General features: G+C 57.4%; 16 protein-coding genes. 13 read left to right on the top strand and 3 right to left on the bottom strand.

Annotation, left to right across the window (positions count from 1 at the left end; all coding sequences use genetic code 11):
• Window positions 1-91: 91 nt before the first annotated feature.
• From JCM25354_RS08330 to JCM25354_RS08320, 3 genes are all read left to right on the top strand, one after another.
• Window positions 92-1624: an FAD-dependent oxidoreductase gene (locus JCM25354_RS08330; RefSeq protein WP_035447077.1), complete on the top strand. Its 1533-nt coding sequence runs from the start codon at window positions 92-94 to the stop codon at window positions 1622-1624.
• An 86-nt stretch (window positions 1625-1710) separates the two neighbouring features.
• The gene (gene aspS / locus JCM25354_RS08325; protein WP_025885675.1) at window positions 1711-3507 is read left to right on the top strand and encodes an aspartate--tRNA ligase; all 1797 of its coding nucleotides are present in this window, start codon (window positions 1711-1713) and stop codon (window positions 3505-3507) included.
• A 19-nt stretch (window positions 3508-3526) separates the two neighbouring features.
• Entirely contained in the window at window positions 3527-4315 is a 789-nt protein-coding gene (locus JCM25354_RS08320) for an EipB family protein (protein WP_025885674.1), read from the top strand.
• Between the two features lie 61 nt (window positions 4316-4376).
• On the opposite strand, the gene JCM25354_RS08315 is transcribed toward JCM25354_RS08320, so the two are convergent.
• Entirely contained in the window at window positions 4377-5999 is a 1623-nt protein-coding gene (locus tag JCM25354_RS08315; protein ID WP_025885673.1) for a Hint domain-containing protein, read from the bottom strand.
• Window positions 6000-6208: 209 nt separating this feature from the next.
• On the opposite strand from JCM25354_RS08315, the gene JCM25354_RS08310 reads away from it, so the two are divergent.
• The gene (locus JCM25354_RS08310; protein WP_025885672.1) at window positions 6209-6754 is read left to right on the top strand and encodes a TetR/AcrR family transcriptional regulator; all 546 of its coding nucleotides are present in this window, start codon (window positions 6209-6211) and stop codon (window positions 6752-6754) included.
• Between the two features lie 158 nt (window positions 6755-6912).
• Here the strand turns inward: JCM25354_RS08310 and xth are convergent, their stop codons facing one another.
• Window positions 6913-7680, bottom strand: a complete 768-nt coding sequence (gene xth / locus JCM25354_RS08305; RefSeq protein ID WP_025885671.1) for an exodeoxyribonuclease III — start codon at window positions 7678-7680, stop codon at window positions 6913-6915.
• Between the two features lie 6 nt (window positions 7681-7686).
• Entirely contained in the window at window positions 7687-8058 is a 372-nt protein-coding gene (gene erpA, locus JCM25354_RS08300) for an iron-sulfur cluster insertion protein ErpA (RefSeq protein WP_035447137.1), read from the bottom strand.
• A gap of 58 nt (window positions 8059-8116) precedes the next feature.
• On the opposite strand from erpA, the gene JCM25354_RS08295 reads away from it, so the two are divergent.
• The 9 genes from JCM25354_RS08295 to tatC all read left to right on the top strand — a co-directional run bounded on the left by JCM25354_RS08295 (window position 8117) and on the right by tatC (window position 14953).
• The gene (locus tag JCM25354_RS08295; RefSeq protein ID WP_035447074.1) at window positions 8117-9286 is read left to right on the top strand and encodes a deoxyguanosinetriphosphate triphosphohydrolase; all 1170 of its coding nucleotides are present in this window, start codon (window positions 8117-8119) and stop codon (window positions 9284-9286) included.
• A gap of 39 nt (window positions 9287-9325) precedes the next feature.
• Entirely contained in the window at window positions 9326-9613 is a 288-nt protein-coding gene (locus tag JCM25354_RS23025; RefSeq protein WP_279379561.1) for a hypothetical protein, read from the top strand.
• A 20-nt stretch (window positions 9614-9633) separates the two neighbouring features.
• Window positions 9634-10602 (top strand): arginine--tRNA ligase domain-containing protein, encoded by a 969-nt coding sequence (gene argS / locus JCM25354_RS23020; RefSeq protein ID WP_279379560.1) that lies wholly within the window; start codon window positions 9634-9636, stop codon window positions 10600-10602.
• Window positions 10565-11128 carry a DALR anticodon-binding domain-containing protein gene (locus JCM25354_RS23015; RefSeq protein ID WP_279379559.1) on the top strand — a complete coding sequence of 188 codons (564 nt, stop codon included), beginning with the start codon at window positions 10565-10567 and terminating at the stop codon, window positions 11126-11128. Before argS ends, JCM25354_RS23015 begins: the two co-directional genes overlap by 38 nt.
• Window positions 11125-12171 carry an SPOR domain-containing protein gene (locus JCM25354_RS08285; RefSeq protein ID WP_025885668.1) on the top strand — a complete coding sequence of 349 codons (1047 nt, stop codon included), beginning with the start codon at window positions 11125-11127 and terminating at the stop codon, window positions 12169-12171. The genes JCM25354_RS23015 and JCM25354_RS08285 overlap by 4 nt, the downstream gene beginning before the upstream one ends.
• Before the next feature lie 5 nt (window positions 12172-12176).
• Window positions 12177-12965 (top strand): segregation and condensation protein A, encoded by a 789-nt coding sequence (locus JCM25354_RS08280; protein ID WP_051537315.1) that lies wholly within the window; start codon window positions 12177-12179, stop codon window positions 12963-12965.
• Window positions 12965-13540, top strand: a complete 576-nt coding sequence (gene scpB, locus JCM25354_RS08275) for an SMC-Scp complex subunit ScpB (RefSeq protein WP_025885666.1) — start codon at window positions 12965-12967, stop codon at window positions 13538-13540. The genes JCM25354_RS08280 and scpB overlap by 1 nt, the downstream gene beginning before the upstream one ends.
• 38 nt (window positions 13541-13578) lie before the next feature.
• Window positions 13579-14067, top strand: coding sequence for a Sec-independent protein translocase protein TatB (gene tatB, locus JCM25354_RS17640; RefSeq protein WP_084294682.1), 489 nt, complete (start codon window positions 13579-13581; stop codon window positions 14065-14067).
• Between the two features lie 106 nt (window positions 14068-14173).
• Window positions 14174-14953, top strand: coding sequence for a twin-arginine translocase subunit TatC (gene tatC / locus JCM25354_RS08265; RefSeq protein ID WP_035447072.1), 780 nt, complete (start codon window positions 14174-14176; stop codon window positions 14951-14953).
• The last annotated feature ends 20 nt before the right edge of the window (window positions 14954-14973 follow it).

Below are 14973 nucleotides of genomic sequence, written 5' to 3'. Positions count from 1 at the left end.
TATCCAGGGATCTCTGACGAAAAGCCTTTGCACAGGTTCCAACCCTAGTCCTTCCGTCACGTTACCTCTGCATGTCGAATACAGAGAGTGGATGGACGGGCATATGTGCGCAGAGTTGATGGACTGGACCGATGTTCTTGCTTTTGGTGAGCTTCAGGACGGCGCGATCACGCCCGTAAGCATTGGAGACAAAGCTCTTGTTCTGTACCGTGAAGGCGATGAAGTGCGCGCCTTTGACGGAAAATGCCCCCACAAGGGTGCGCCCATGGAGCAGGGTGTCGCCTGCAAGACCCGTCATGGCGATGTGCAGCTTGTCTGCCCGTGGCACAAGGCCAGTTTCTCGGCAGAAACCGGGCGGTTGATCGAGCCCCCGGCGCTCGATCCTCTGGCGCGTTATCCGGTCGAATTGCATGACGGGCGTGTTCTTGTGGGCAAAGTGGCCATCAAGCGTGAGGCACCGGCACCAATGCGTCAGCACGAGGTGATCGCGATTGTCGGCGCAGGAGCCGCGGCGATTGCGGCAAGCGTGACACTGCGTGAGGAAGGTTTTGCCGGTCGTATTCTTCTGATCGGGCCTGAAAGTGATCTCCCTTATGACCGAACGGCGCTCAGCAAGATGACCCTTGCCAACGCCGATCCGGAAGCAACCCCTCCGGCTTTACGGCCTGAAAGCTGGTATCAGGATCATCGGATAGAACGTGTGATCGATCGTGTTGTCAGTCTCGACACCGAAACCAGAACGGTTACCCTCGAGCAGGGTGAGCCGGTGACCCCTGACCATATCCTTCTGGCAAGCGGGTCCAGAGCGCGCGGGCTCGATCTGCCAGGCAGTACGCTTGAAGGCGTTCATACGCTACGCAGTGCAGGAGATGTACGCGCGATCGCTGCATCGGTGTCGGAAACAACAAGCGTCGTTGTGATCGGCTCAGGATTTATCGGCATGGAAGCTGCGGCCTGCCTGCGCAAGCGAGGGGCGGGCGTAACCGTTGTCTCGAAGACAGAACTCCCCTTTGAAAAGCAGCTTGGCCGTGAGATCGGCACCGAGATGCGGAGCCTTCATGAAGGTAAGGGCGTAGCCTTTATTCCATCATGCAGCGTCAAGACGATCAACGGAGCCGATCGTGTTCAGTCCGTTACACTGGAAGACGGGAGTGAAATCACAGCGGATCTGGTGATTGCCGGTATCGGTGCCGAACCGGCTCTCGATTATCTGTCAGCCTATGCCCGTGCGGATGATGGTGGAATCGAGGTGGATGAGACCATGTGTTTTGCCCCTCATATCTACGCGGCAGGCGACATTGCCAGCGTAGACCATGAGGGCAAGCGGTACCGCATTGAGCATTGGCGTACGGCGCAGATTCAGGCCCGCATTGCGACGCGTGCCATGCTCGGACTACCGGCTAGCACCTTGTCGACACCCTGGTTCTGGACGCAGCAATATGACCGCAAGATCGAATATCTCGGCTGGCCCGCGCCATTTGATCATGTCGAGATTGATGGCGATGCCAGGAGCTTCGATTTTACAGCACATTATGTCGATGAGAGTGGCAAAACACTGGCTCTGGCGGCAGCAGGTCGCCCAAAAGAGATGTGCAAGGCGGCTGTAACCTTCGACGATGCTTGACAGGGAAGGGGTGGAGCGGCTTCCTGCGCTCCATTGGCAGGGGTTCGTCCCCTGCGCCCCCGAGGTTACGAATCAGGAAGACGCCCATGCATCCCTATCGCACTCATAGCTGTAGCGCCCTGCGCGAGAGCGACGCCGGCCAGACCGTTCGTCTGTCAGGCTGGGTTCACAGCAAGCGCGATCACGGTGGGCTTCTCTTTATCGATCTGCGCGACCAGACCGGCATGACGCAGATCGTTATTCCTTCTGGCACTGATCTTCTGGACATCGTCGAGCGTCTGCGCGTCGAAAGCGTGATCACGGTCACGGGCGACGTGGTTGCACGCGAGGAAGGCCAGCGTAACCCGCATCTGCCGACTGGTGCGATTGAATTGCGGGCCCGGGAGATCGAGGTGCGTTCGCATGCTGCTGTCCTGCCTTTCCAGGTGGCTGGCAGCGAGAATTACCCCGAGGATCTGCGTCTCAAATATCGCTATCTCGACCTGCGCCGTGAGAAGATGGCGGCGAATATCCGCCTGCGTTCAGCGGTTATTGCCTCCATGCGCTCGCGCATGATCGGTCACGGCTTCACCGAGTTCCAGACGCCGATCCTTACGGCGTCTTCGCCAGAAGGCGCGCGCGACTTCCTTGTCCCGGCGCGTCTGCACCCCGGCAAGTTCTATGCCCTGCCGCAGGCACCGCAGCAGTTCAAGCAGCTGGCCATGGTGGCGGGCTTTGACCGTTATTTCCAGATCGCGCCATGCTTCCGTGATGAGGCCTCACGCGCCGATCGTAGCCCCGGCGAGTTCTATCAGCTCGATTTTGAAATGGCCTTCGCGACGCAGGAAGACGTGTTCGCTGTGCTTGAAGACGTACTGAGCGGGCTGTTTGCCGAATTCGGCAAGGGACGCAAGGTTGATACCGCACCATTCAAGCGTATTCCCTACGATGAGGCGATGCGTCTGTATGGTTCTGACAAGCCTGATCTGCGCAATCCGCTGCTGATCAGCACGGTCACCGAAGCTTTCGCCAATTCCGGTTTCGGCCTGTTCGCCCGTATTGCTGCCAATGGTGGCGAAGTGCGCGCCATTCCCGCACCCGGTGCCGGAACGCGCCCGCGTGGCTTTTTCGACAAGCTCAATAGCTGGGCGCGTGAGGCCGGGGCTGGTGGTCTGGGCTACATCATCTTCGAGGAAGATGGTGGCAAGGGCCCGATTGCCAAGAATCTCGAAGCCGATCGCGTCGAGGCCATTCGTGAAGCCTGCGGCCTCAAGGCGGGTGACGCCGTGTTCTTTGCTGCAGGCGAAGGCGATGCCGTGGCCAAGTTCTCGGGGCAGGTGCGCACACGCATCGCTCAGGAACTCGATTTGATCGAGCAGGACGCTTTCCGTTTCTGCTGGATCGTCGATTTTCCGATGTTCGAGCGCAATGAGGAAACGGGTCAGGTTGATTTCTCGCATAACCCGTTCTCCATGCCGCAGGGCGGGCTTGAGGCGCTGAATACGCAGGATCCGCTGACGATCAAGGCCTATCAGTACGATATCGTCTGTAACGGCATCGAACTGTCTTCGGGTGCGATCCGTAACCATCTGCCGGAAGTCATGATCCGGGCCTTTGCCATTGCAGGCTATGGCGAGGATGTGGTCGAAGCCCGTTTCGGTGGCATGCTCAACGCCTTCCGCTATGGTGCCCCGCCACATGGTGGATCGGCACCGGGCGTGGACCGTATCGTGATGCTGCTGGCCGATGAGCCGAATATTCGCGAGGTTATTCTCTTCCCGCTCAACCAGAGTGGTGAAGACCTGATGATGGAAGCGCCGGCCCCGGTTGAGCCTGCCCGTCTGAAGGAGCTTTCTCTGGCCATTCTGCCGCCCAAACCAAAGGCAAATGTCCAGAAGGACTGAGCCGGAAAGGCAGGCAGGCGTGAAACGGTTTCTATCCGGTTTTTTTGCAGGGCTCTTCGCCCTGCCTTTCGCTGTGCGGGGAGAGGCCCTGCAACCGCACAAGGCCGTTTATACATTGAGCCTGTCTCGCCTGAAGGCGGGTGCCTTCGCCGGTGCGAGTGGTTCTGCGACCTATCAGTTGCATGATCTCTGTACTGCCTGGTCTGTCAGTCAGAAGCTTGATATCGAGATCGTTAATGGTGATGGCAGTTCGAACAGCGTCAGTTTCCAGTCAGCTACGCTTGAAGACAAAAAAGCGCACAGGCTGATCTTTCACACGATCCAGAGCCAAGATGGTCAGGTAACAAGCGAGACAGCTGGCGAGGCGCTGCGTCAGCGTCATGGTGAGATTGTCGTACATTATACGAAGCCCCAGACTAAAAACGTGACCCTGCCAGCACGGACCGTCTTTCCTGTTCAGCAGACCCAGGCCCTTCTGGCTGCTGCTCACAGAAAGACCCTTCATCTTGCTCTTGATCTGTTCGACGGTAGCTCGGACTCCGGGAGCATACCAACCTATGCGACTCTGGGCGTGTTCGCCTCGCATGAGGCAAGTCTGGCAAGCCCTCTCTTGCACGGTCGCGATGCCGTCCCAGTCTCAATCGCCAGTTTTGGTGCCGGGACAGGGACCTTACTACCGGACTCTGCTTATAGTGATGTGCTCTGGACCAATGGCATTGAAGATCATCTTCTGATTGATTTCGGCGATTATGTGCTCAGCGGTAAGCTGACTTCCCTCGACGCTTTGCCGCACCAGCAATGCGAGTGATCTAATCTACGAAGGAAGCTGCTTTGTAGCCGATATTGCCCTACATACATGTTATCTGCGTTTAAATACTGTCATGGATCGCCGTACTTCTGATCTGGTGATCATGATTGATAACCAGATCCACGAGGGATGCTATGGCAGCAGACGGATTCTCTCGTGTTAGCAAATCCTGCGGACGGGAAAAGCGGGGCAGGCTGTGCTCTGGATGCGCTGGCAGCGTGAAATAAGTGCCCGTTGCAATAACTTCGATAGAGATGACCATCACAGCATCCATTATTCTCTCATCCGGAAAATCTGGACCGATATCCAGCCTCGCATGGCCGTTCGTCCACCGGTGAGTTTTGGTTTCTATGGCATGCCAACCGTCTATTTCCTGGTTTTTGAGATGCTCTGTGTAATTGATCTGTCCTGTACTGCTATACAGGCTGATCTTTCCCACAAGAACTCCCAGTTCACGTCGGTCGTCATACCACGGGCCATAAGATTGGCTCGGTATAAAAATATTCGATACAATCCAGAATCTCTCGACGTCATGAGGAACGAAAAATATATACTGTCCGTCTTTTATTCTCGCTGGCCTTATCTTCCTGTGATTATCTAGAGCAAGATGGAGGTCAGGATTAGGCGTGATCGTCGGCTGTATCGTGGCGGGTGCGTAGTCTTGCATTGCAGCACGCATGGCAAGAGCATCGTGCACAGGTTTGATTTGTTCTGGCGCGATGCAGATAGGCGCCGCAGAGATACGGCATGCCGTATCTGAATTGCCCAGAGTCAGCGATCTCGCATTCTCGCCAAGCATGAGATGTTTGTTTCCTGTATCAAGGAAGCTTTCGGAGCTCGCACCATTAGCGAAAATGATCGAATGCTCTTCCAGCTCAAGATGGAAAACCTCAAATTCAGTCTCATTACTGATCGCGATCGAACGACCATTGACGAGCGTGCGCACAGGAAAGAGCCTGCCATCAATGAAGAGGCAATGCTCTGGTGTGATCAGCAGGTCCCTGTTCGGTACTCCGGATTGCAGTGCATCTTTCCGGACGCGAACGAGTTTTTCAGCTTCATCTGTGGCGATCACGCGACGCGTTCCGACCCAGGTGATGGTAGCTGCCGTTCTGCCTTGATCTTTATATGTGATGACCTCGTCTCCAGCGCGGAGATCTTCGATGAGGCGCTCCCCGGTTGGTGTTTCTATCCGGGTCCCCCGGGCATAGCAGACAATTTTGATTAGACCGCTATTGTTGTCGGTCGGGAAGGATACCGTCTTGCCAGCGGGGAGGCCCAGTGAATTGAAGCGGATGCCGATGTTCAGAGTGACTGAATGGCCCTGCCCATCACCCAGAATAAAGGTGATGATCGTCTTCGTTCCGTTCCACAAGGCAGTTACGGATTTCTCCGTTCCGGAGAGCAGATAATTGATTGTGACGTTAGCGACGGGTTTTGTATTTTCTATCTCGAGTTTGAATATCTTGTTCACAGGGTTGGCGTAAAATGCGCGTTCGTCGAAATGGACATAAATATTTCCTGCCACGGAAGCCACATGGCCATAATTTGTTGAGGTCGTATCTCGAAGACCAAGAAGACCCTGATCTGTGTCAACGGTAATTGTACCGCCATTCAGCATGTACAGACCGCCTCCATCCTTGTAAGGCGCAGGGACGCCGGGAGTGACATTCAGATAGGGCATGGCTTACTCCATTACGAAAATGCTTGTTTGGGACGATCTGATTTTTATTTGCGTTTCTTCTGTCTGCGTTTCTTCATTCGGTTCGACGGAATGAAGAAACGCGGATTTCCTCATGGCTCGATACCGGCACTGAGCTCTCGGACCGGGAAGGATCAGGAGATTGTTGAGAGAGTATTAATACGATCGTATTCTAATTGCAAGGAGCAATTGTGGGACGTCCGAAAACCATAGACAGGAACGAAGTCCTTGAGGCGGCTGAGCGGGTCATCTTGACGGCAGGCATTGGCGCTTTTTCTATAGGAGCCGTCGCGAAGGAGGCAGGAATCACCAAGGGAGGCGTGCAGTCCTGCTTTGGCTCGAAAGAAGAGTTGACGGAGGCGCTCGTCGACAGATGGTTTTCCCGTGAGGAGGCGGCTTATTCCAGCAAAGCTGGCCAAAATGGCACGGAGAGCGACAAGATAAGGGCGCATGTCGAGACAGCGAGGAATCTGCTTTCAGAGCCGGATAGCAAGATATGTAGTGTTCTCGCCGGTCTTCTCGCACAGGAACAGTCCAACGGCAGAGCACGCCAATGGTACCGGCAGAGATATGAGATGCTTGCCGCAAATACGCGGGACAACAGAAAGGCCCGCCTCGCCTTCATCGCAAGTGAGGGTATGTTCTATATGAAATTTCTTGGGTTATTCGATGTGGATACCGAGGAGTGGAACGAGATTTACGACGATATTCAGAGACTCGCTGAAGGAAGCCTCTAGGAAAAGCGTATGCGCTGGAGAGCGTCGAACACAGGCCGATAAATATCACTCTAAACCTGTGTCCGATCCGCAGCAAAAGCTCCGACTCAGTGTCGTTGGGGCTTTTGCGCGTCGCGCTTGTCAGGAAACAATCCGCCTCTGGAAGATCCTCGCAGAGCTCAGGCCAGGGTCACGATCAGCGGAATATGATCCGAAGGCTGATCCTTCGCCCGTTCATCCCGGTCCGGTATGACCGAAACAAGGCGTTCTGCCAGTCGGGGGGAGAGAAGGGCGTGGTCGATACGCAAACCTGAGTTCCGCTGGAATGCGGCATTCTGGTAGTCATAGAATGTGTAGTGTCGACCGGCAGGATGGATAGCACGCAGCGCATCGGTAAGCCCGAGCCAGAGCAGCCGGTGCCAGCCCGCACGGCTTTCAGGACGCAGGAGGGCATCGTCGGGGCTCAGCGCGCCGGGGGCATAATCCTCATCAGTCGGGCAGACATTGAAGTCACCCGTGAACAGGAAGTCCTCTTCAGCCTCCAGAAGTGCGCGCGCACGTTGGGCCAGTGCGTCAAGAAAATTGAGCTTTGTGGCAAAACCGGCAGCCCCGCCGGAATTGCCGTTGGGCAGATAGAGATTGCCGATTACCATGCCGGACAGTCGCAATTCGACATAGCGTGAAGCGTCGTTTTCGAAGCCGGGCAGGCTCAGGCTGGTTACTTCTGCCGGTTTGCGCGTCAGCATCGCGACACCGTTATAGGCTTTCTGCCCTACCACGACCGGATGGTAGCCGGCTTCTGCAAAGCTCGCCGGAAAGAGATGCGTCTCGCATTTCAGTTCCTGCAGGCAGAGCAGGTCAGGTTTTACGCGGTCGAGCCAGTCCAGAACATGACGTTCGCGCTGGCGAATGGAATTGACGTTCCAGGTGGCAAAAGTGAAGCTCATGATCGGTCAGGCCAGAGAGAAACTGGTGCCGCAACCGCAGGATGAGGCGGCATTGGGGTTGCTGACCGTGAAGTGCGCACCCATCAGTTTGTCCACAAATTCAAGCTGAGCCCCTTCCAGCAGATCAAGGCTCACCGGATCCACCAGCACCGTGGCGCCATCCTGTTCGATCACCACGTCATCAGCGGCGCGCTCGCTGTCGAGTTTGAACTGATACTGGAAGCCGTTGCATCCCCCGGCCAGTACCGCAACGCGCAGGGCAAGCCCTGACGGGTCAGCCTGCTGCGAGATGATCTCCGAAATCCGGGCGGCGGCACCGGCAGAGACCGAAAAGCGGCCCGGAAAGGGCGCGGCGGAAGGGGGCGTGGTCTGGCTCATTTTTTCCCATATAATGCGGCAATGCGCCCGCTCAAAGCGGGCGATGTGGAGAAACATGATGATCAGCCAGGATGTCGCCCCCTATGCCGTGCGTCGCGAGACCGCGAGAGGCCGCCTTCATACTGAAGAAGATGCCCCCACGCGCTCACCCTGGCAGCGTGACCGTGATCGTGTGATCCATTCCGCCGGGTTTCGTACCCTGCAATACAAGACGCAGGTCTTCATCAATCACGAGGGTGACTTCTTCCGCACGCGTCTGACCCATTCGCTTGAAGTGGCTCAGATCGCACGCTCTGTCGCACGGCAGCTCAAGCTGGATGAGGATCTCACCGAGGCGTTGGCTCTGGCGCATGATCTTGGTCACACGCCTTTTGGTCATGCGGGCGAAGATGCCCTGAAGCTCTGCATGAAAGACTGGGGCGGATTTGATCATAACACCCAGTCGCTGCGCCTCGTGACCCATCTTGAAGGCCGTTATCATGCTTTCGACGGATTGAACCTCACCTGGGAAACGCTTGAAGGTCTTGCCAAGCATAACGGGCCGGTCAAACGTCCGACGTCCTATCTGTTCGACTACGACCAGCGGCACCATCTCGATCTCGCCAGCTATGCTTCGGCAGAAGCACAGGTGGCGGCCCTTTCCGACGATATCGCTTATCATGGCCATGATCTCGACGATGGCTTGCGCGCCGGTCTGCTCGCGCTTGATGATATTGCAGGCCTGCCCATCGTGGGACCTGCGCTCGAACGCGCCATGGCAGGCGCCCGGGCGGATGACCGTTATGAACGGGAACGGCGTATCCGGCACGAGACCATACGGCAGGTCATCAATGTGCTGGTCACTGATCTGACACAGCAGACCCGCGCCAATATAGAAGCCCTCAAGCCGGAATCGGCAGATGATATCCGCCATGCGCCCATGCCTGTCGTGGCCTTCAGCGAGACCATTGCACGAGAGAACAAGGAGATCCGCAAGTTTCTCTATGCGCGCATGTATCGTCACTGGAAGGTGAACCGCATGACGCGCAAGGCGCGCCTGGCGATAACCGCCGTTTTCGAGATATTATCTGAAGATCCGAGCCTGTTACCCGATGGCTGGCGCGAAAAAGCCAGGACCTCGGACGAGGCTGGTCGGCGTCGTGTTGTGGCCGATTATATCGCAGGAATGACTGATCGTTTTGCGATGGATGAACATCGACGGTTGACGGAACTCTCGATGCTGGGTTGATACAGGCAGCAAGAACCACGTCAGGAACGCAAGGCCCTCATGTCCGATACACAAGCGCCCACACACGATTGCCTTTTTGCCCGTTATCAGGGGCAGGTGCGAGAGGCGTTGCGTTCTGTCGTAGCGGATCTGCCGGACGAGATCGCCGCACGTGTCGAGCTTACCCCCGCGCGTGATGCGGCTCATGGAGACATGGCCACCAATGCGGCGCTTCTGGCATCGAAATTTGCCCGTCGTCGCCCGGTCGATATTGCGGCAGATCTGGTGCCGCTGCTTTCGGCACTCCCCGGTGTTGCCAGGCAGAATCTGCAGGGCCCGGTTTTGTAAATCTGACGCTCAGCCCCGACGTGCTGCAATCGGTCGCGCGCTCTGTCATTGAGGCGGGGCCGCGCTTTGGTGAGTCGCGCATCGGTGCAGGCCGTCGCGTGAATGTGGAATATGTCTCGGCCAATCCGACAGGGCCCATGCATGTCGGTCACTGCCGCGGGGCTGTTGTAGGTGACGCGCTGGCCAATCTTCTGGCCAAGACCGGTCACAGGGTTACCAAGGAATATTATATCAACGATGCAGGCGCGCAGGTTATTGCGCTTACCTGGGCGGCTTACTGGCGCTATCTGCAGGCCATCGGGACGCAGGTCGATGTCGAAGCATTCTCTGCACTTACGCCCACCGGCCTGCAGTATCAGGGCGAGTATCTGATTCCGGTCGGTGAGACGCTCGCTGCCGAACATGGCAAGAGCCTTGCTGATGTCTCCGGCCAGCCCGCTGACCCGTCTGTCTGGTTCGAGATCGTGCGTACTGCAACTCTCAGGGTCATGATGGAAGAGATCCGCACTGATCTCGGGCTTCTGGGCATTAATCACGAAGTCTTCTCATCTGAAGCTGAAACCCTTGCCAGCGGCCAGGTTGATGAGGCGATCAACGCACTCGACGCCAAGGGCCTTCTTTATGAAGCGTGCTCGAGCCACCCAAGGGCAAGACACCGGAAGACTGGGAGCCGCGCCCCCAGACCCTGTTCCGCTCCACGCAGTTTGGTGACGACGTTGACCGTGCATTGCGCAAATCTGATGGCAGCAACACCTATTTTGCCAATGATATCGCTATCATGCCCAGAAGGCACGGAACGCCGACGAGCTGATCGACGTGCTTGGCGCCGATCATGGCGGCTATGTCTCTCGTATGCGGGCTGCCGTGAGCGCCCTGACCGATGGCAAGACGGGATTCGAGGTTGTGATGTGCCAGATCGTGCGCATCATGAAGGGCGGCGAGCCTGTGCGCATGTCCAAGCGTGCCGGCACCTTCGTCACACTGCGTGATCTGCTGGACGAGGTGGGGCGTGACGCTGTGCGTTTTACCATGCTGACACGCAAGGCTGACGCCCAGATGGATTTCGACCTTGATGCGGTCGTGGCCCAGACACGTGATAACCCTGTGTTTTACGTGCAATATGCCCATGCACGGTGTCGCTCGGTCATGCGCAGTGCCGAGGCGATGTTCGGTGCCGATGTGACAACCGACGCCTCTCTGACAGGGGCAGAGCTGTCCCGTCTCGGGTCTGATGTCGAGCTTGCCGTGCTGCGTCGTCTCTCGACCTTCCCGCGTGTGGTCGAGGGCGCGGCCCAGACGCGTGAGCCGCATCGCATTGCCTATTATTGCGGCGAACTGGCAGCTGATTTCCATGCCTTGTGGAACAAGGGGCGAGAGGATACGACGCTGCGCTTCCTGCATGAACATGACAAGGCAGCGAGTCTGGCCAAACTCGCACTTGTGGTCTCGGTTGCCAGCGTGCTGCGTTGTGGTCTGGCCATTCTCGGCGTCGAGCCGGTTGAGGAGATGCGATGAACGACGACACGCCAGACTGGCGCGACGACAGGCAGACCGGGGAAGAGAGCCCTCGCCAGCCGGGTGGCAGTGACCGACGCGCCAATGATCCGCGTTTCACCGATACGCGCCCCCCTTCTTACGGGGCAGAGTCTTCTCCGATGCGCGAGAATCCTCGTACGTCGCCGCCGCGCGAGCGTCTGAGTGCCGATTATGATGAGGAGCCTGTTTTCCGTCGTCGCAGTGCAACAGGCGGGGGACTGAGCGCCCTGCTTGGCTCCGATGTGATGACGCGTCGTCTTGTTTACGGTGCGGTAGGGCTCGGGGCTCTTCTGGTTGTGGGTGTTGGTGGCTGGTCTCTGCTGGGCGGCCATTCTGGCGGCATCCCTGTTATTGGTCCGCCCCCTGGTCCTGTGCGTGATCGGCCCGCCGATCCGGGCGGCATGCAGATCATGGGTGATGCTACCGATCTTGACGTGTCAGGGCAGGGCGAGGCCCATCTTGCGCCCGAACCCGAGCAGCCACGCCCCGAGGCTCTGGCGGCACGCACAGCTCCCGAGACGCCGCCGGCAGCACCTGCTGCAACACAAGCTCCTGTGGATAGCGGGACAGACAGTGCTGCGCAGCCCCAGACCAGCGCAACGCCACCTGCAGCATCCCCGCCACCGGCGCCGAAAGAAGCAGCGCCGGAAAAGGTGACAGAACCGGCGCCACCCAGACCTGAAGAGCTTACGCCAAGGCCCGAGACCAGGGTCGCGCCGAAAAAGGAGGAAGCAAAGCCTGCGCCTGCGCCAACACCGGCTGCCAAAAATGACAGTGGCGGGCATATGGTTCAGCTTGCGGCACTGGGCAGCGATGCCGATGCCAGGGCGACCTGGACGCGGCTTTCAAAACAGGCGAGTGATCTTCTGTCTGGACGTGAGCCTGTTATCGAACAGAAGACAATCAACGGTCATGTCTTTTATCGCCTGCGTGTAGGCGGGTTTGACTCATCACAATCGGCGCGCGCTTTCTGTGTGCGTCTGCATGCACGATCCATCGCGTGCACACCGGCGGTCTTCTGACAGCAATGGGTGAGGGAGGTTCCGTTTTTCTGGCAGGTGAGACACAGGAAACCGTGCCTCATCTGTCCCTGACCGGTTTTGAAGGGCCGCTTGATCTTCTGCTCGACCTGGCACGTGCCCAGAAGGTTGATCTGGCACAGATCTCTATCCTGCAACTGGTTGAGCAATATCTCGCTTTCGTTGAAGGCGCCCGTCAGATCCGGCTTGAACTGGCTGCAGACTGGCTGGTCATGGCGGCCTGGCTGACCTGGCTCAAATCCCGTCTGCTTCTGCCAGCAGAAAACGAAGCTGATGGTGAGGCCGAGGAAGCCGCGGGTCTCCTTCAGGGCCGTCTGCTCGAACTTGAGGCCATTCGCGGGCTTTCACTTTGGCTGGATAATCGCCCCCGTCTGGGCGAGCATGTCTTTGCCAGAGGATGCGGCGAGGACATGACCCAGATCGATCGCTCCGGTTTGCGTGTTGATATGGTTGGTCTGATCACTGCCTATCTTGCCATGACGCGCCGCAAGGGGCGCAAGCGTTTCTACGCACCACCCCGACCGCGCTACTGGACCGTGACGGAAGCCGTTTCGGCATTGCAGCGCCTGCTCAATGCCAGCGAGATCGCAGGCTGGCAGAAACTGACCTCTTTGTTGCCCGCCCAAGAGAGTACGGCACCTCGCGCGCGCGCCGCAGCTCTTGCCAGCGCACTCGTTGCAGGGCTCGAAATGGCCAAGAGTGGCGCTGTCGAACTGAAGCAGGATGGTGTCTTTGCTGAAATCATGCTCAGGGCCCCACAGAAGGAAGAAGAGTAATGGATGCGCTGACGTCTCTCTCCCGGCTGGTGGAAGGGCTGATTTTTGCCAGTGTCGAACCGGTTTCGGAAAATGCGCTCAGACAGTTTGTGGTTACGCAGGGTGCTGATGAGAATATACTTGGTCCGGTGCTTGCTGAAATTCGCCTGCGTTATGAAGATCATGCGGTTGAACTCGTGGCCGTTGCCAAAGGATGGCAGTTTCGCACCCGCTCTGAAATTGCACCCGCTCTGACGCGTATTGTTGAGAAACCCCGCCGTCTGAGCCGTTCCGCCATGGAAACGCTCGCGATCATCGCCTATCATCAGCCCTGCACGCGCGCCGATATAGAGGGCATACGTGGCGTTTCGCTAAGTCAGACCGTGCTCGACACGCTGATCGAGGATGGACTGATCATGCCAAAAGGGCGCAAGGAAGTTCCGGGACGGCCCATTCTCTGGGGAACCTCGGCGCATTTTCTCAGCAGTTTCGGCCTGAGTGATCTTGGTGCTCTTCCACGTCGGGATGAATTGCTGCTCGATCCTGATGCGGCCGCGCAGGCAGGACGGATCGTGACCCAGCAGGGCATAAAATAGGCGCCCCATAAATCGGGCTTTTGTGATGAGTGGGGAACATGTTCGATTTCAGCTGGTCGGAAATTGCGCTGATTGTTGTTGTGGCGCTGGTTTTCATCGGCCCCAAGGATATGCCGACTGCCATTCGCGCTGTCAGTCGGGGCATCAAGGCCGTGCGCCGTATGGCGTCAGAATTTCAAGGGCATGTTGATGAAATGATCCGTGAGGCTGATCTGGGGGAAGCCCGTGATCATCTGCGTGATCTCAAGCGTTTCGACTTCCGTGATCGAATTGCCCGCACTATCGATTCAGATCAGACGATCAGCAAGAGTCTCGATTTCACGCCGCCGCCTTCATTATCAGCTCCCGGAACAGGGACTGCGTCTCCCTCTGTTATCCCTGTGAGCGGCCCCGGAGTCACCAGTACAGAACCTGTCGAACGCCAGCCTGAGGAAACGCGGGGTCCATCCATCATACCCCCTCTCACGCGCGCCGACTGCATCATGAACAGAAGCTATGGCATGCACCCGCAGTCATACCACCGCTGAGAGTTATTCATAACGGGCGTCGTGTCGCACTTGATCCGCCGCCGCCAACGACCGAGCCTGCCGCTCCGAACGTGACCCATCTTCAGACAGACTGTCCGACCGCGCCATGACGAATGATAACTCTCTCGACGACAAGGCGATGCCGCTGCTTGAGCATCTGATCGAGTTGCGCAAACGTCTCATCTGGTCGCTCGCAGCTTTCATCATCGCCTTTCTGGTCTGCTATCATTTTTCCGAGCAGATCTACCTGTTTCTCGCTGACCCGCTGGCGCGGATCATGCGTCAGCAGGGTGAAGAGCCCCATCTTATTTATACGGCGCTTTCGGAAGCGTTTTTTACCTATGTGCGTGTCGCGTTTTTCGGAGCAGCTTTTCTGTCGTTTCCGATCATCGCCATGCAGGCCTGGATTTTTATCGCGCCGGGCCTCTACAGGAACGAGAAGCGCGCTTTTGCTCCGTTTCTGATTGCCACACCGGTTCTGTTTCTGGTCGGCGCGACGCTTGCCTATTACTTCATTTTCCCGATTGCCTGGCGTTTCTTCCTGTCATTCCAGACTGCTCCGGCAGGGTCTCACGGCATGCATATCGAATTGCAGGCCAAGGTCTCAGACTATCTCTCTCTGGTCATGAAGCTGATTCTTGCTTTTGGCGTGGCGTTTGAACTGCCCGTGGTGCTGACGCTGCTTGCGCGTGTCGGGATCGTGACAGCAGCAGGGCTCAAGAAATTCCGCCGCTATGCCATTGTCGGAGCCTTTGTGATTGCTGCTGTTCTGGCCCCCCCTGATGTGATCACGCAGGTGGGCCTCGCCGTTCCGCTGATCTTTCTGTATGAAATCTCGATTATTACGGCCCGGTTTGCCGAGCCACGCCCTGTAACGATTGACTGACACCTGACGGGATAGAATTC

Source organism: Asaia prunellae JCM 25354, assembly GCF_000613885.1.
GTDB classification, from domain to species: Bacteria; Pseudomonadota; Alphaproteobacteria; order Acetobacterales; family Acetobacteraceae; genus Asaia; species Asaia prunellae.
This window is presented reverse-complemented; position numbering and strand designations above follow the sequence as displayed.